At 70.8% G+C, this 16310-nt stretch carries 13 protein-coding genes and 1 pseudogene; 10 read left to right on the top strand and 4 right to left on the bottom strand.

Annotation, left to right across the window (positions count from 1 at the left end):
* Positions 1 to 33 precede the first annotated feature (33 nt).
* From ACZ69Q_RS05365 to galE, 6 genes are all read left to right on the top strand, one after another.
* Positions 34 to 912 (top strand): Cgl0159 family (beta/alpha)8-fold protein, encoded by an 879-nt coding sequence (locus ACZ69Q_RS05365; protein WP_471036646.1) that lies wholly within the window; start codon positions 34 to 36, stop codon positions 910 to 912.
* Positions 913 to 938: 26 nt separating this feature from the next.
* Positions 939 to 1826, top strand: a complete 888-nt coding sequence (gene iolB / locus ACZ69Q_RS05360; RefSeq protein WP_471036643.1) for a 5-deoxy-glucuronate isomerase — start codon at positions 939 to 941, stop codon at positions 1824 to 1826.
* Between the two features lie 8 nt (positions 1827 to 1834).
* Entirely contained in the window at positions 1835 to 3712 is a 1878-nt protein-coding gene (iolD, locus tag ACZ69Q_RS05355; protein ID WP_471036639.1) for a 3D-(3,5/4)-trihydroxycyclohexane-1,2-dione acylhydrolase (decyclizing), read from the top strand.
* Between the two features lie 29 nt (positions 3713 to 3741).
* Positions 3742 to 5235, top strand: coding sequence for a CoA-acylating methylmalonate-semialdehyde dehydrogenase (locus ACZ69Q_RS05350; RefSeq protein ID WP_471036637.1), 1494 nt, complete (start codon positions 3742 to 3744; stop codon positions 5233 to 5235).
* Between the two features lie 23 nt (positions 5236 to 5258).
* The gene (locus tag ACZ69Q_RS05345) at positions 5259 to 6044 is read left to right on the top strand and encodes a GntR family transcriptional regulator (protein WP_471036635.1); all 786 of its coding nucleotides are present in this window, start codon (positions 5259 to 5261) and stop codon (positions 6042 to 6044) included.
* An 81-nt stretch (positions 6045 to 6125) separates the two neighbouring features.
* Entirely contained in the window at positions 6126 to 7196 is a 1071-nt protein-coding gene (galE, locus tag ACZ69Q_RS05340; RefSeq protein WP_471036633.1) for a UDP-glucose 4-epimerase GalE, read from the top strand.
* On the opposite strand, the pseudogene ACZ69Q_RS05335 reads toward galE, so the two are convergent.
* Positions 7154 to 7525: pseudogene (locus ACZ69Q_RS05335) on the bottom strand (glycoside hydrolase family 15 protein); the annotation flags it as partial. The gene galE and the pseudogene ACZ69Q_RS05335 overlap by 43 nt on opposite strands.
* 20 nt (positions 7526 to 7545) lie before the next feature.
* On the bottom strand, positions 7546 to 9387 hold the full coding sequence (locus ACZ69Q_RS05330; RefSeq protein ID WP_471036631.1) for a glycosyltransferase family 2 protein: 1842 nt from the start codon (positions 9385 to 9387) through the stop codon (positions 7546 to 7548).
* A gap of 217 nt (positions 9388 to 9604) precedes the next feature.
* Here ACZ69Q_RS05330 and ACZ69Q_RS05325 point away from each other — a divergent pair, with 217 nt between their 5' ends.
* From ACZ69Q_RS05325 to ACZ69Q_RS05310, 4 genes are all read left to right on the top strand, one after another.
* A complete protein-coding gene (locus tag ACZ69Q_RS05325) occupies positions 9605 to 10948 on the top strand; it encodes a UDP-glucose dehydrogenase family protein (RefSeq protein WP_471036630.1) in 1344 nt (447 codons plus the stop codon).
* Positions 10945 to 11907: a UDP-glucuronic acid decarboxylase family protein gene (locus ACZ69Q_RS05320; RefSeq protein ID WP_471036629.1), complete on the top strand. Its 963-nt coding sequence runs from the start codon at positions 10945 to 10947 to the stop codon at positions 11905 to 11907. The genes ACZ69Q_RS05325 and ACZ69Q_RS05320 overlap by 4 nt, the downstream gene beginning before the upstream one ends.
* Before the next feature lie 5 nt (positions 11908 to 11912).
* The gene (locus ACZ69Q_RS05315; RefSeq protein WP_471036628.1) at positions 11913 to 13532 is read left to right on the top strand and encodes a right-handed parallel beta-helix repeat-containing protein; all 1620 of its coding nucleotides are present in this window, start codon (positions 11913 to 11915) and stop codon (positions 13530 to 13532) included.
* An 84-nt stretch (positions 13533 to 13616) separates the two neighbouring features.
* Positions 13617 to 14375 (top strand): TetR/AcrR family transcriptional regulator, encoded by a 759-nt coding sequence (locus ACZ69Q_RS05310; protein ID WP_471036626.1) that lies wholly within the window; start codon positions 13617 to 13619, stop codon positions 14373 to 14375.
* Here the strand turns inward: ACZ69Q_RS05310 and ACZ69Q_RS05305 are convergent.
* Positions 14341 to 15156: a DUF427 domain-containing protein gene (locus ACZ69Q_RS05305; protein WP_471036623.1), complete on the bottom strand. Its 816-nt coding sequence runs from the start codon at positions 15154 to 15156 to the stop codon at positions 14341 to 14343. The genes ACZ69Q_RS05310 and ACZ69Q_RS05305 overlap by 35 nt on opposite strands.
* A gap of 46 nt (positions 15157 to 15202) precedes the next feature.
* Entirely contained in the window at positions 15203 to 16186 is a 984-nt protein-coding gene (locus ACZ69Q_RS05300; RefSeq protein WP_471036621.1) for an aldo/keto reductase, read from the bottom strand.
* Between the last annotated feature and the right edge of the window lie 124 nt (positions 16187 to 16310).

Raw genomic sequence — 16310 nt, 5'->3', positions numbered from 1 at the left:
GCCGGCCGAGCCACCCCTGAAACGGAGCCTCCTTTGAGCATCACCATCCCCGACCTCACCGCGATCAGAGCCCGGCACCCCGAGGCGATCGCCGAGGCCGCGGCCCGCCGGGTGCGCCGCCCGCTGATCGGCGACAGCGGGCGCCTGATGATCGTGGCCGCCGACCACCCGGCGCGCGGCGCCCTCGGCGTCGGCGGCCGGCGCCTGGCCATGGCCGACCGGGCCGATCTGCTGGAACGTCTCTGCATCGCACTGTCCCGGCCCGGCGTCGACGGAGTGCTGGCCACCGCGGACATCCTGGAGGACCTGCTGCTTCTCGGCGTCCTGGAGGACAAGGTTGTCATGGGGTCCATGAACCGCGGGGGCCTGGCCGGCGCGACCTTCGAGATGGACGACCGCTTCACCGGCCACCGCGCCGAGGACATCGCCCGGCTGCGCTTCGACGCGGGCAAGCTGCTGGTCCGTATCGACTACGACGACCCCGGTTCGCTGACGACCCTGGAGTCGACCGCCCGTGCCATAGACGCCATGGCCGCGCTGCGGCTGCCGCTGTTCGTCGAGCCGTTCATCTCCCGGCGCGTCGACGGCAGGGTGCGCAACGACCTGTCCGCCGAGGCCGTCACCAGGTCGATCGCCATCGCGTCCGGCCTCGGCGGCACGTCGGCCTACACCTGGCTGAAACTGCCCGTCACCGACGACCCCGACGACATGGCCGAGGTCCTGGAGACGTCGACGCTCCCCGTCGTCCTGCTGGGCGGCGAGGTCGGGGAGGACCAGGAGGGCGCGTACGAGCGCTGGCGCAAGGCGCTGCGGCTGCCCACCGTTCAGGGCATGGTCGTCGGCCGCTCGCTGCTCTACCCGGGCGAGGGCAGTGTGGAGACGGCGGTGGACACGGCCGTCGGCCTGTTGTGACCCGGACTGTGACGCGGAGGAACGCAATGACGTATCACCTTCCTGCGGGAAAGGCGCTCGGCGGCCCGTACGTCGTGGACGTCACGCCCGAGAAGGCGGGCTGGGGCTACTCCAGCCTGAAGGTCCTCGAGCTGCCGCCCGGCGGCTCGCACACCTTCGAGACCGGCGACAGCGAGTGGATCGTGCTGCCGCTGAGCGGCGGCTGCACGGTCGAGGCGACCGACGATTTCGGCCACGACACCTTCCAACTGTCCGGCAGAAAGGGCGTGTTCAGCGGGGTCACCGACTTCGCCTATATGCCGCGGGACGCCCGTACGACCGTGACGTCCACCGAGGGCGGACGGTTCGCGCTGACCGGCGCGCGCTGCTCGCGGCGGCTGCCCGCCCGCTACGGACCGGCGTCGTCGGTGCCGGTGGAGCTGCGCGGCACCGGCAACAGCAGCCGTCAGGTGAACAACTTCGGCGCGGCCGGGGTCTTCGAGTGCGACAAGCTCATCGCGGTCGAGGTCATCACGCCGGGCGGCAACTGGTCGTCCTTCCCTCCGCACAAGCACGACGAGCACCGCCCCGGTGAGGAGTCGGTGCTGGAGGAGATCTACTACTTCGAGTTCGCCGACCACGAGGGCACCCCCGGCCTCGGCTACCAGCGCGTCTCCCCGTCCGGCCACGGCCGGAACACCGACGTCCTGGCCGAGGTGCGCGGCGGCGACGTCGTACTGATCCCCGACGGCTGGCACGGGCCCTCGATGGCCGTGCCCGGCCACCACATGTACTACCTCAACGTGATGGCGGGGCCCGAGGCCGAGCGCGCCTGGCTGATCTGCGACCACCCCGATCACGCCTGGATCCGCGGCACCTGGCCCGACCAGCCCGTCGACCCCCGTCTGCCCCTCTACACCGCTCCGTCCCAGTGAGGTCCCCGATGAGCCCATCCACCGTCCGCCTGACCGTCGCCCAGGCGCTGGTGCGGTTCCTGTCCGCCCAGTACACCGAGCGCGACGGCGTACGGCACCGGCTGGTCGCCGGCACCTGGGGCATCTTCGGCCACGGCAACGTGGCCGGCCTCGGGCAGGCGCTCCTCCAGGCGGGCGAGGACGTCATGCCGTACCACCAGGGCCGCAACGAGCAGTCCATGGTGCACGCGGCCGTCGGTTACGCCCGGCAGCTCAACCGGCTCTCCGCGCAGGCGGTGACGACGTCGATCGGCCCGGGCGCGACGAACCTCGTCACCGGTGCCGCGCTCGCCACCATCAACCGTCTGCCCGTCCTCCTGCTCCCCGGCGACTACTTCGCCTCGCACGCCCCGGACCCGCTGCTCCAGCAGTTGGAGCACCCGACCGAGGCGGACGTGTCGGTCAACGACACCCTGCGCCCGGTCTCCCGCTACTTCGACCGGATCACCCGCCCTGAGGCCCTGATCCCGTCCGCGCTGAACGCGATGCGCGTCCTCGCCGACCCGGCCGAGACCGGCGCGGTCACGCTGGCCCTCCCCCAGGACGTCCAGGCGGAGGCGTACGACTGGCCGCTGGAGTTTTTCGCCGACCGTGTCTGGTACGTACGGCGTCCCGCGCCCGACCCGGTCGAGCTGGCGGCGGCCGTCGAGGCGATCCGCTCCGCCGAGCGCCCGCTGATCGTGGCGGGCGGCGGTGTCCACCACAGCGAGGCCGAGGCTGCGCTCAAGACCTTCGTCGAGGCCACCGGCATCCCGGTCTCCTCCACCCAGGCCGGCAAGGGCTCCCTGCGTCATGACCACCCCGCCGACCTCGGCGGCATCGGCCACACCGGCACCTCGGTCAGCGACGACATCGCCCGCGCCGCGGACCTGGTGATCGGCGTGGGCACGAGATTCACCGACTTCACCACCGCCTCCGGCACCCTCTTCCAGAACCCGGGCGTGCGCTTCCTGAACCTCAACATCACCGGTTTCGACGCGCACAAGCTGGCCGCGCGGACCCTTGTCTGCGACGCGCGGGCGGGACTCACGGCCCTGACGGAGGCGCTCTCCGGCCACCGGGTGGAAGCGGCGTACGAGGCCGAGTACGGCGCCGGCAAGGAGCGTTGGGACGCGGTGGTCGAGGCCGCCTACCGGGCCGACGACGAGACGGCCGTACCGACGCAGACCCAGGTGCTGGGCGCGCTGGACGCGGTCGTCGGCGACGACGACGTGGTCATCAACGCGGCCGGTTCGCTCCCGGGCGACCTGCACAAGCTGTGGCGGTCGCGCTCGCCGCGCCAGTACCACCTGGAGTACGGCTACTCCTGCATGGGTTACGAGATCCCGGCCGGGATCGGCATCCAGCAGGCCGCCCCGGACACGGCCGTGTGGTCGCTGGTCGGCGACGGCACCTATCTGATGATGCCGACGGAGATCGTCACCGCCGTCCAGGAGGGCCTGCCGGTCAATATCGTCCTGATCCAGAACCACGGTTACGCCTCCATCGGCGGGCTGTCGGCCGAGACCGGCGGCGAGCGCTTCGGCACCGACTACCGCTACCGGGCCGCCGACGGCACCTTCAGCGGCGCCCCGCTCCCCGTCGACCTCGCCGCCAACGCGGCCAGCCTCGGCATGGAGGTCCTGCGCGCCAAAACGGTGGGCGAGCTGCGCGAGGCGCTGGCCACGGCCCGCGCCTCCGACCGGCCGACCTGCGTGTACGTCGAGACGGACATCCTCAACCCGACCTCGCCGGGCCCCGAGGCCTGGTGGGACGTGCCGGTGGCCGAGGTCGCCTCCCGCGAGTCCGCCGTCGAGGCCCGCGAACGCTACGACCAGCACGTCGCCGGACGCCGCCGTCACCTCTGAACTCCCCTTACGAAAGGCACTTTCGCACCATGAAGACCATCACCCACTGGATCGACGGCAAGCCGGTCGAGGGCACCTCCGGCCGCTTCAGCCCCGTCTACAACCCGGCCACCGGCGCCCAGGAGAAGCAGGTCGCCTTCGCGACCGTGGACGAGGTGGACGCCGCCGTCGCCTCCGCCAAGGCCGCGTTCGAGAGCTGGGGCCAGTCGTCCCTGGCCAAGCGGACGGCGATCCTGTTCAAGTACCGCGAACTGCTGGACGCCCACCGCGACGAGATCGCCGAACTGATCACCGCCGAGCACGGCAAGGTCCACTCCGACGCGCTCGGCGAGGTCGCGCGCGGCATGGAGATCGTGGAGCTGGCCTGCGGGATCAGCGTGCAGTTGAAGGGCGAGCTGTCGACGCAGGTGTCGTCCCGCGTGGACGTGGCCTCGATCCGGCAGCCGCTGGGCGTGGTCGCCGGCATCACGCCGTTCAACTTCCCGGCCATGGTGCCGATGTGGATGTTCCCGCTGGCCATCGCGTGCGGCAACACCTTCGTGCTGAAGCCGTCCGAGAAGGACCCGTCGGCGTCGTACCGGCTGGCCGAGCTGGCCACCGAGGCCGGGCTGCCGGAGGGTGTGCTGAACGTCGTGCAGGGCGACAAGGTGGCCGTGGACCGGCTCCTTGAGCACCCGGACATCGAGGCGGTCTCCTTCGTCGGCTCGACGCCGATCGCGAAGTACATCCAGCTCAAGGCGGTTGAGCACGGCAAGCGCGTGCAGGCCCTCGGCGGTGCCAAGAACCACATGCTGGTCCTGCCGGACGCCGACCTGGACTTCGCCGCCGACCAGGCGATCAACGCCGCGTACGGTTCGGCGGGCGAGCGCTGCATGGCCGTGTCGGTCGTGGTGGCGGTCGGTGACACGGGCGACGAGCTGGTCGGCAAGATCGCCGAGCGGGCGAAGAACCTGCGCATCGGCCCCGGCAACGACCCCGCCTCCGAGATGGGGCCGCTGATCACCCGCGAGCACCGCGACAAGGTGGCGTCCTACGTGGCTTCCGCCGCCGAGCAGGGCGCCGAGGTCGTCGTGGACGGCACCGGCTACTCGGTCGAGGGCCACGAGGACGGCTTCTTCCTCGGTGTCTCCCTGCTGGACCGGGTGCCGCTGACGGCGGACGCCTACCGCGACGAGATCTTCGGCCCCGTCCTCGCGGTGGTGCGTGCGGAGACGTACGAGGAGGCCATCAAGCTGATCAACGGCTCGCGCTGGGGCAACGGCACCGCGATCTTCACCCGCGACGGCGGCGCCGCCCGCCGCTTCCAGCTCGAGGTGAAGGCGGGCATGGTCGGCGTGAACGTGCCGATCCCGGTGCCCGTCGGCTACCACTCCTTCGGTGGCTGGAAGGACTCGCTCTTCGGCGACCTGCACATCTACGGCAACGACGGCATCGCCTTCTACACCCAGGGCAAGGTCATCACCACGCGCTGGCCGGACCCGTCCGACGGCGGCATCAACCTCGGGTTCCCCAGCAACTCCTGACACCCTGACAGGGAGGTCGTCCCATGGCGAAGACCCGCGGCTCCGCACGCACCGCGTCCGCCTCCGCGCTGGACTCGCTGGACTTCGCCCTGGACCGGGGCAGTCCCGTGCCGCTGTACTACCAGCTCGCGCAGCAACTGGAGGCGGCGATCGAGCACGGGGCGCTCGCCCCGGGCAACCTCCTGGGCAACGAGGTGGACCTGTCGGTGCGGCTGGGCCTGTCCCGGCCCACCGTCCGGCAGGCCATCCAGTCGCTCGTCGACAAGGGGCTGCTGGTGCGGCGGCGCGGGGTGGGCACGCAGGTCGTGCACAGCCAGGTCAAGCGCCCGCTGGAGCTCAGCAGCCTCTACGACGACCTGGAGGCGGCCGGGCAGGGCCCGACCACGCAGGTCGTCCGCAACGAGCGCGTCCCGGCGACCGCCGACGTCGCGGCCGCGCTCGGCATCGCGGAGGGCGCGGAGGTCACGCTGCTGGAGCGGCTGCGCTGCACGCACGGGCAGCCCGTGGCCGTCCTCTGCAACTACCTGCCCGCGAGCCTGCTCGATCTCGACACCGCCCGGCTGGAGTCGACCGGCCTGTACCGGATGATGCGGGCCGTCGGCATCACCCTGCACAGCGCCCGGCAGACCATCGGCGCCCGCAGCGCCACGGCCGAGGAGGCGGAACGACTGGACGAGAAGGAGGGCACCGCCCTGCTGACCATGCAGCGCACGGCGTACGACGACACGGGCAGGCCGGTCGAGTACGGGACACACATCTACCGCGCGTCCCGGTACGCGTTCGACTTCCAGCTCCTGGTCAGGCCCTGAGCCCCTTGACTCCGGGGGTCGACGGGAGGAGAGTCGAACATATACGACGTAAACGTACGGCGTTGTCGAGAGCTTCCCGTCATGGCAACCTTCGAACCGGTACCGTCGACCGTCCTCGTCACAGGCGGGGCTGGTTTCATCGGCAGCCATGCCTGCGTGGAACTCCTCGACCACGGCTACGAAGTGATCGCGGTCGACGACTACTCCAACAGCGCCCCACAGGTCTTCGCACGGGTGGAGCGGCTTGCGGGCCGCTTCGTGGGCGCGGTCTACGAACTGGACATCCGGGACCGAAAGGCCCTGTCGGCGGTCTTCGACCGGCACTCCGTGGACGCCGTCGTCCACCTGGGCGGACTGAAGTCGGTGAGCGACTCGGCTCAGAGCCCCGTCGAGTACTACGACATCAACGTCGGCGGCACCCTGTCCCTGCTGCGCAGCATGCAGGAACACGGGGTGCACAGGCTCGTCTACTCCTCCTCGTGCTCGGTCTACGGGGACGCGGGCCCGGGTCCGCTCGACGAGACCACTCCCGCCCGCCCCGCCAGCCCCTACGCGGCCTCCAAGTGGCTGTGCGAGCGGATCCTCGCCGACGTGTGCCGGCACCGCCCCGAGTACACGGTGCTGTGCCTGCGGTACTTCAACCCGGCGGGCGCCCATCCCAGCGGGCTGCTGGGCGAGGATCCGCGGGGCACGCCCGAGAACCTGCTGCCGTACGTGGCCCAGGTGGCCGTCGGCCGCCGTGAGCGCCTGCAGGTCTTCGGCGACGACTACGCCACCCCGGACGGGACCGCCGTCCGGGACTATCTCCACGTCATGGACACGGTCGAGGCACACCGCGTGGCGCTCGACCACCTCGCCGACGCGCCCGGCATGCACGTGTACAACCTGGGCATGGGCAGGGGGACTTCGGTCCTGGAGGTGGTCGCCGCGTTCTCCGCGGCGTGCGGCCGGCCCGTGCCGTACGAGTTCGCGCCCCGCCGGCCGGGCGACGCGGCCGCACTGGTCGCCGACACGACGGCCGTGAGCCGCGCCTGGGGCTGGCGTCCCACCCGGGACCTGACCGGCATGTGCCGGGACGCCTGGCGCTTCCAGCGGCTCAACCCGCACGGCTACGAGTGCTCCGCCCGGCGCCCGAAGCCGAAGGACTGCTGACCCCGGCGCCCGAAGCCGAAGGACTGCTGACCGGGCCCCGGCGTCTGGGGCGCTTCACCCGCTGCAGGCCGCGCTCCGGCCAGCGGCAGGGTCTCGGGCGACAGAGCGAAGGCCGTCTCGATCAGGGCGATGCGGCTGAACGCCTGGGGGGCGTTGCCGAGTTGGCGGCCCGCGTCGGGGTCCCACTGCTCGGCGAGCAGACCGGCGTCGCTGCGAACGCGCTCGAACGTCTCCCGGGCCTGCTCCGGGTGACCGGTCACGGCGAGGGCGTCGGCGTGCCACAGCGAACAGGCCACGAACGCACCCTCCCGGCCGGCCAGGCCGTCGACCTCGAGCCCCGGCTCACCGTTCAGCCCTGGCCGCCCAGCACGGCAAGGAGGTAGGGAGGGAAGACGCAGATGGCGAAGGCCAGGGGCAGCAACGGGGCCAGGGCGAGCAGCAGCGGCGTGCGGGCCGTGATCACGGCGGACCGCAGCCGGGTCCCCGCCGCCTTGGCGGCCTCCACGACATGGAGCACGGACACGGCGACGCCGACCACCGCGTACGCGCAGGCGCCCAGGATGCAGAGGAAGACGTAGCCCACCGCCGGACCGGTCTGCTCACCGACGATGGCCGCCGCCGACAGGATCGTCACGATGAACGCATAGGGCAGGACCAGCCGTTTCGGCAGCACCTCGGACCCGCTGCGGTCCTTGGGGGTGACCTTGAAGTAGATCGGCTGCCGGAAGGTCTCCTGCACGATGGCCCCCAGCACCCCCCAGGCCACCCACGGCCATCGGGCAAGGGTGAAGAGCCACAGCTCCCAGCTCAGCACCGGTGCCGTGCGCGGGCGCAGCAGGCCGCGGCGCCGCAACAGCAACAGGAGCAGGAGCATGCAGACGCCCATGGCGAAGAAGTTGGCCAGGAACGCGAGGTAGTTGACGCTGACCCACAGACTGCCGGTCACCGCCGCCACCACGGGCAACACCAGTCCGGCTATCGCCGCGAGCGCCAGCAGCGGGTAGTACATGAGCACGATCGAGAACCGGATGCGCAGCCGTATGGGCAGGCGATGCATGTGCCGCGGGATCATCCCGAACATCATCGCGACGAGACTGCGCGACCACTGGTATTCCTGCGTCACCATGTCCGCGAACGTCATGGGGCCCAGACCGTGAGCCTCCGCGTCGATCGCGAAGGCCCCCTGCCATCCTGCGGAGTTGAACAGGAAGGAGGTGGTGAAGTCCTCCGCCAGATCGGGACCCAGGCCACCGATGTCACGCAGGGCGCGGGTACGCACCCCGTAGTGCGATCCGATGCACACAGGCGCCAGCCGGTCCGCGTGTCCGAGCTGGAAGGGGCCGTGGAACGGAGCCTCCCGGTACAGGCGGCCTCGAGCCGCCCAGGACGTCCGGGCGTTGACATCGCAGATGCTCGGCGCCGCCACATAGCCGATGGCCTCGTCCGAGAAGGGCCGGACCACCTCCGTCAGATAGGTGGGGGACGGCTCGTGGTCGCAGTCGAGTTGTACGACGATGTCGTATTCCCGGTAGCCCCAGTGATCGTAGAAATAGGCGAGGTTGCCCTCCTTGCACTTGGTGCGGCGCGGCCAAGTGCTGCGGTTGTACTCCGGTACGTCTTTCCGCGTCGACACGCGGATCCCCTGCCCGGCACACCATCGGCGGATCTCCTGCGACGGATCCTCGTCGCACAGCCAGACGTCGTACGCGTACGGGAATTCCTGCGTTTTCATCGCCAGTAGCGTGCGCTTGGCCATGGCCCAGGGCTCGGAGGGAGCGCGGGTCACCGCGATGGCCAGTCGCACTCTCGGGATCCTCAACGCCGGTTGCACACGCGGCAGTCGCGCCACCGCGATGAGGAAGTAGCTGGCCTGGGTGGACAGATACAGCAGCAGGAGGCTGGTGATGGCCATCCCGGCCCAGGACACCAGGTGCCCCGGTTGCAGCCACCACAGCCAGAACCACGCGAAGGCACAGGCCCACATGACGGCGAGACCGGCCATGATCGCCCGGTCGCGGCGGGAAAGGGCGGGCACATAAGTGCCCCGGTCCGCCTGGAGAGTTCGCGGCGGCCTGGCGAAGAGGGGCCCGTGCGGGGTGATCCGGCCGACGTTGCCGTCCGAGAGATCCCTGAGCTGGCGCTCCAGGGCCCGCTGTTCCCGTTCGTCGAGTTTTCTCCGTGGTTGCATCATCAGGCACATCCCAGTTGGCGCGCGGGACTTCCCGATCTTCATCGTACGTTTACATCTCTTGTTTACAACTCCTGTTTACATCGTATCCCGCTTGACGCCCGGAAACGATGGGACCAAGCTGTACATATACAGCGTAAACATACAAATCTGGATCTTTAGCGCGAAGGCCCCGCGGCCTCGCCGGCTCGTGCGGGTGGCCGAGTGCGAAGGAGCCACCATGCGGTTGACAGTCATCGGAACCGGATACGTGGGTACGGTCCACGCCGCCTGCATGGCGGACATCGGCCACGAAGTGCTCGGCATCGACATCGATGCGGAGCGGGTCGCGTCGCTGGCGGCCGGCCGCGCTCCCGTGCACGAGGCCGGTCTGGGCGAACTGCTCGCGCGCACCATCGCCTCGGGGCGTCTGCGGTTCACCACTTCGCTGATCCAGGGCACCCGTTTCGCGGGGACCCACTTCATCTGCGTGGGCACCCCTCAGCGCAGGGACGGCGCGGCGGCGGATCTCCGATATGTCGACGCCGTCGTCGACGGCCTCGCTCCGCATCTGAGCCCCGGCAGCCTGATCGTGGGGAAGTCGACGGTCCCGGTCGGCACCGCCGCCCGGCTCGGGCAGCGCATCGACTCCGCGGCGCACGGCTGCGAGGTCGCCTGGAACCCGGAGTTCCTGCGTGAGGGCACGGCCGTCGACGACACCATGCACCCGGAGCGGATCGTCGTCGGTGTCACCTCCGACCGTGCCGACGGGGTACTGCGGCGGATCTACCGGCCCATGCTGCGCAACGGGACGCCCTACTTCCGTACCGACCCGGCCACCGCGGAACTGGTGAAGGCGGCGTCCAACTCCTTCCTGGCATCCAAGATCTCGTTCATCAACGCGATGGCCGAGGTCTGCGAGGCCGCCGGGGCCGACGCCAGGCTCCTCGCTCGCGCCATGGGCGCGGACTCGCGGATCGGCCCGCTCTTCCTGGAACCCGGACTCGGCTTCGGCGGTAGCTGCCTGCCCAAGGACATCCGCGCGTTCACCGCTCGCGCCGAGGAGCTCGGGGCGCGCGAGGCGGTGGCGTTCCTGCACGAGGTGGACCGCATCAACACCCGCCAGCGGCACCGGACCGTCGACCTGGCCCGCCGGCTCGTCGGCGGGGAGTTCACCGGCCGGCGGATCGGGGTGCTGGGTGCCGCGTTCAAGCCCGGCAGCGACGACGTGCGCGACTCACCGGCCCTGACCGTCGCCGACGCGATGCGAGCGGAAGGGGCCCTCGTCAGGGTGCACGACCCCGAGGCGCTCGACACCGCCCGCGCCGCGTGGCCGGAGCTCGCCTACGCCCTGGACGTGCCCAAAGCGTGCGAGGAAGCCGACCTGGTCCTGCACCTCACGGCTTGGCCCGAGTACCGGCGGATCGACCCGGCCGTCCTCGCCGCGGTGGTACGCCGGCCTGCGCTGCTCGACGCGCGCAACGCCCTGGACGAGGAGTCCTGGCGGGCCGCGGGCTGGGCCTTTCACGCACCGGGCCGCCCGCTGCGCACCGAGCCGGGCCCTGTCGTGGACGGTGCGTCGTGAAGGTGGTGGTGACCGGCGGCAGCGGCTTCCTCGGATCCCATCTGTGCGAGGCACTGGTGAGCCGCGGCGACACGGTCTGGTGCCTGGACAACCACTGCACCGGCCGGGCCGTGAACGTGGCGCACCTGGTCGGCCATCCCCGCTTCCGGCTGGTGCGCACCGATGTCAGCCGCGCCTGCACCGTGCCGGAGCCGGTGGACGCCGTCGCCCACCTCGCGAGCCCGGCATCACCGCCCGACTACGACCGGCTGCCCCTGGAGACCCTGACCGCGGGCAGCCTCGGCACACAGAACGCGCTGCTGCTTGCCGAACAGAACGGGGCCCGCTTCCTGCTGACCTCGACCAGCGAGGTCTACGGCGACCCGTTGGTGCATCCGCAGCCCGAGGAGTACCGGGGAAACGTCAGTCCGGTCGGACCCCGCAGCGTCTACGACGAGGCCAAGCGCTACGCCGAGGCGCTCACCGCGGCACACCGGCGCACCCTCGGGGTCGACTCGGGCATCGTGCGGATCTTCAACACGTACGGTCCCCGCATGCGCCCCCACGACGGCCGCGTGGTGTCCACGTTCGTCCGCCAGGCGTTGGCAGGCGATCCCCTCACGATCCAGGGTGACGGCAGTCAGACCCGCAGCTTCTGCTATGTCGACGACCTCGTCCGCGGCCTCATCGCCATGCTCGACAGCCACTGCGCCGGGCCGGTCAACCTGGGCAACCCGGCCGAGTACACCGTCCGCGAACTGGCCGGACTCGTCCTCACGGCGACCGGCTCGTCCTCCCCCCTGGAGCACCGACCGCTTCCCGTCGACGACCCCACGCGCCGCTGCCCGGACATCAGCCGGGCCCGTGAGCTGCTCGGCTGGGCGCCCGCGATCACCTTGGAGGACGGCCTGCGCCGCACGCTGGGCTGGTTCGCCGACGCCCTCGCCTCCGAACGGCTCCGGCAGCCGCTGGAGATCTGATCCCCATGTGGCGCCCCCGCACCCTCGGCTTCGTCGCCGCCGTCCTCGTGGTCCTGATCGGGGGCTGCACCGCTGTGCCGCACTACGGTTCCCCGTCACCGCGGACGTACTACCTGAGCGCCCGGGGCGACGACTCGGCCGACGGGACTTCGAAGGACGATGCCTGGCGCTCGCTGAGCCGCGCCTCACAGGCGACGCTGCGCCCCGGTGACCGCCTGCTCCTCGAAGGCGGGACCCGCTTCGCCGGCACGATCACGATCGACAACGACGAGGCGGGGGACGCCGATCGCCCGGTGGTCGTCGACTCCTACGGGAAGGGGCGGGCGACCGTCGTCGCCACCAATTCAGCCGGAGTCTCCGTGCACAACACGGCGGGCGTCGAGATCCACGACCTCATCCTCCGAGGGCGTGGCTCGGCGCGCACCAGCCAGGCCGGCGTCAACCTGTACAACGACTCCCCGACCGACGCACGGCACGCCTCCGTGATCGTCTCCGACATCGACGCCTCCGGTTTCCAGGTGGGCATCGGGGTCGGTTCCACCATCACCGGCACCGGCTTCGCCGATGTGGCGATCCGCCGGGCACGAGTGCACGGCAACAAGGACACCGGCCTGCTCACCTACGGCCCGCAGTTCGAGGACGGCCGTCCCTCCTACGCCCACGAGAACGTCACCGTCGAGGACGTGCAGTCCTACGGCAACCCCGGCGACCCCAACGCGCTCTACCGCCCGACCGGCAACGGCATCGTCCTCGGTGCCGTCCGCGACGCCACGGTGCGCAACTCCAGTGCCCACGACAACGGCACCCAGGCCCCGGCCGAGGCGCGGTACGGACCGGCGGGCATCTGGACGTACGACTCCAGGGACGTGCTGATCGAACACAGCGCCGCTTACCGGAACCACACCGGTTCCCGAATGGACGGCGCAGGCTTCGGCCTCGACACGAGCGTCTTCAACTCGACCCTGCAGTACAACCTGTCGTTCGAGAACGACGGTTCGGGCTTTTACATCTTCTCGCGCTGGCCGCATCCGCACTCCGGCAACACCGTCCGCTACAACATCACCAGCAACGACGCGCGCAAGATGCCGGAGCATGGCGGGATGACCATTCACGGGTCCAAGATCAGGGACTTGCAGGTCTATCAGAACACCGTGCTCATGGGGCGCTCGTCCGAAGGCGAGGGCGCCGCCGTGCGCGTGCGCCCCGGCAACAGCTCCGTGAGCGTGCGCAACAACCTCATCGCCACCGACGGGGATCCGCTCGTCGTGTCGGACACCGACCTCGCCACAAGCCAGGTCGTCTTCCAGGGAAACCAGTTCTACGCCGCCGGTGGTCAGTGGATCTTGAAGTGGGGCGACCAGCGCTACCGGAACCTGAAGTCGTGGCGCGAGGACACGGGGCAGGAACGCCTGAAGGGGCGCCCGACCGGCGTCACCGCCTCGCCCTGCTTCGACGAGGGCTCCCTGCCGGACATCGAATCGCCCTCCGAGGCCCGCCGGGTCGTTCCCGGATGCCCGCACGCCGGACTCGACCTGCAGAAGCACTTCGGCATCGTCCCCGTCAAGGCCGACTACTTCGGCCGCGCCGTCACCGCACCGCCCGACACCGGGGCCGCGCAGCACTGACGACGCCGCGCCGGCTTGCGCGGGTTGGAGTCACCCCGTGAGGTGCGGGATCATGACTCCTACCGACCGTCTGGAGGCAAGGGCATGGCCAGGGAGCGGGCCGATCGGGTCGAGCAGGACACGCCGGCGCGACGCGCCGCCGACCGCGGCCGGTACGGACGACTGAGCCGGGAGCGGGTGCTGGCCAGCGCACTGGAGCTGGTGGACCGCGAGGGCCTCTCGGCGCTCAGCATGCGGCGCCTGGGCGCCGAGCTCGGTGTCGAGGCCATGGCGCTGTACCGCTACGCCGCGAGCAAGGAAGCGCTGCTGGACGGCCTGGTCGAGGCGCTGTACCTGGAGCTGCAGGAAAGGCTCGACGCCGAGCCCGGGCCCGCCGCGGCCGAAGGTTCACCGGCCTGGCGCGCGAGCCTCCAGCACATCGCCCGGGCGACCTACGACGTCTTCCTCACCCACCCCCAGGCGGTGCCGCTGCTCGCCACCCGCATGCTCGCCGTCCCGCTGGCCCGCCGTCCGCTCGCCGTGCTGAAGGAGCAGGAACGGGTCCTCGCGCTGCTCCGCGCGGCCGGGTTCGACGATCTGCGCGCCGCCGCCGTCCACCAGGCCTTCACCGCCTGGCTGCTCGGCTATGTGACGGTGGAACTGCGGCCGATGGTGGACAACCCCGACGAATCCGATCCGTCGTTCCGGCTCGGGCTGCACCGTATGCCGCCCCAGGAGCTTCCCGTGCTGCGCGAGATCGCGCCCGCGCTCGCCGAGCGGGGTGGTCCCGAGGGACTGGCGGCCGGACTGGACGCCCTGCTCGACCGGTTCAGCGGCGACGCGGCGGGCGCAGGGTCTCGCTGAACGGCGTGACCGGGCGATCGAGCCGCCTGCCGTCGACGGTGATCTCGACCGCCTCGTTGTAGAAGGCCAGCCGGTCCTTGATCGGGCCGAGGGCGGGCAGCGGCTCGTGGTAGCTCCAGACGATGTTGGGTGGGACCTCCCGCCCACCGCGCAGGTTCCAGTACTGGGCCCTGCCCTTGTACGGGCACCCTGTGCGGTGGTCGGTGGCTTCGAACAGGTCGAGTCGGACGTCCTCGGGCGGGATGTAGTACCGCGTCGGCAACCCGGTCTCGAACAGCAGCACAGGGCGGTGGGTGTCCGCGACGACCGTCCCGGCGATCTCGACCTGGACGTGGCGGCTGCTGGGCATGGCGTCCACCCGTTTGTGCGGGTCGCGCGGGTGGATGAAGATCTCTTCCTCTTCCTCGTACCAGTGGTCGAGGCCGCTGCCCCAGCGCAGGAACCATTCGAACGCGATGTACCCGGCCAGGTCGGCCGCGGGAAAGGTCCAGGCCGCGTTCTCCACCGACTCGCCCTCGACTTCGAGGTCGTAGAAGATCTGCGACCCCGTGTGCGAGCCCGTCGGCGGGTTCCGGGCCGGGCTCAGGAGGTCGGTGCGGACCTCCTCGCGCGGGAAGGCGTAACAGGGCACGGGCAGATCGGGCTCCCAGACCAGAACGGGCCGCCGGCTGTCGACGACGGTCACATCGCCCTTGCGGCCCCGCACCCAGCGCTCACTCGGCTCCCACAGGAGGCCCTCGGGGGTCGTCCGGACGGACCGCTCGTTCGGGAACAGAGGCATGGCCCACTCTCCTTCGGCTCCTCTTCGGAGCCTACTGCGCGAGTGGTCAGTGGGCCGCGTCGAGCCGGGCCCGCTGCCCCGGGCTCAGCTCCAGGTCCACCGCGGCGAGGCTCTCGTCGAGCTGGGCCACGGAGGACGCGCCGACCAGCGGGACGATCGGGAGCTCGGCGCCTATCTGCCAGGCCAGGACGACCTGGTTGACGGTCGCGCCCGTCTCCTGGGCGACCTCGCGCAGCACGGTCAGACGGGACGCGGTTCCCGGGTGGTCGAAGTCGGCGGGCAGCCGGTCCGGACGGGCGTAGGCACCCTGCAGCAGCGGGGAGTAGGCGACCAGGGCCAGGCCGGGTTCCGCCCGCAGATAGCTCAGCAGCTCGGGGCCTGCGTGGCCGAGGCTGCCGTCGGGGAACAGGCCGGCGGGGACGTCGAAGCGGGGCCGCAGATGGCTGTGGGCGTACTGGAGGACCTCGTAGCCGGGCAGTCCGGCCTCCACGGCGAGCGCGCGTGCCCGCTCGACCCGCCAGATCGCGTGGTTGCTGACGCCGAGCAGACCGACGGTGCCCTCGCCGACCAGTTCCGCGAATCCCTCGACGGTCTCCTGAAGGGGGACGTTCCGGTCCTCGATGTGGGCGTAGAGCAGGTCCAGCTTCGCCATGCCGAGCCGGTCGCGGCTGCGCTCGGCGGACTCGCGGATCACCTTGGCGGACAGGCCCTCGGCGTTGTCGACGAAGCCGGTTCCTGGAGCGAGCGGCCGCGCTCCGAGCTTGGTCGCGATGACGATCTCGTCGCCGATGCCGCGGCTGCGGCGCCACCGGCCGAGCAGTTCCTCGCTCTGGCCACCCTGGCCCCCGTCCTCCCAGAAGGCGTAGTTGTCGGATGTGTCGATGAAGGTGCCGCCGGCCTCGACATAGCGGTCGAGCACGGCGAAGGACGTCCGCTCGTCCGTCCGTGAGCCGAACAGCATCGCGCCGAGCGCGAGCACGCTGACTTCTCGCCGGGTACCGGGGGCGGTGCCGATGGTGCGGTACTTCATGACGATCCCTCCCGTATGTGCCCGCGTTCGGGGCACGGGAGGGAGTCTTCAACTTGAAGAGCGCTCCAAGTCAAGAGGAGATGCAGCGGGGTGCCCCCCGTGCCACGATCATTGAAGGAAGCCC

This window comes from Streptomyces sp. NPDC036764 (assembly GCF_055609385.1).
This window is presented reverse-complemented; position numbering and strand designations above follow the sequence as displayed.

Bases quoted from the DNA above. Each gene is read 5' to 3' on its own strand.
- iolB (WP_471036643.1), top strand. From the start codon at position 939: ATGACGTATCACCTTCCTGCGGGAAAGGCGCTCGGCGGCCCGTACGTC.
- iolD (WP_471036639.1), top strand. From the start codon at position 1,835: ATGAGCCCATCCACCGTCCGCCTGACCGTCGCCCAGGCGCTGGTGCGG.
- ACZ69Q_RS05350 (WP_471036637.1), top strand. From the start codon at position 3,742: ATGAAGACCATCACCCACTGGATCGACGGCAAGCCGGTCGAGGGCACC.
- ACZ69Q_RS05345 (WP_471036635.1), top strand. From the start codon at position 5,259: ATGGCGAAGACCCGCGGCTCCGCACGCACCGCGTCCGCCTCCGCGCTG.
- galE (WP_471036633.1), top strand. From the start codon at position 6,126: ATGGCAACCTTCGAACCGGTACCGTCGACCGTCCTCGTCACAGGCGGG.
- ACZ69Q_RS05330 (WP_471036631.1), bottom strand. From the start codon at position 9,387: ATGATGCAACCACGGAGAAAACTCGACGAACGGGAACAGCGGGCCCTG.
- ACZ69Q_RS05325 (WP_471036630.1), top strand. From the start codon at position 9,605: ATGCGGTTGACAGTCATCGGAACCGGATACGTGGGTACGGTCCACGCC.
- ACZ69Q_RS05315 (WP_471036628.1), top strand. From the start codon at position 11,913: ATGTGGCGCCCCCGCACCCTCGGCTTCGTCGCCGCCGTCCTCGTGGTC.
- ACZ69Q_RS05310 (WP_471036626.1), top strand. From the start codon at position 13,617: ATGGCCAGGGAGCGGGCCGATCGGGTCGAGCAGGACACGCCGGCGCGA.
- ACZ69Q_RS05305 (WP_471036623.1), bottom strand. From the start codon at position 15,156: ATGCCTCTGTTCCCGAACGAGCGGTCCGTCCGGACGACCCCCGAGGGC.
- ACZ69Q_RS05300 (WP_471036621.1), bottom strand. From the start codon at position 16,186: ATGAAGTACCGCACCATCGGCACCGCCCCCGGTACCCGGCGAGAAGTC.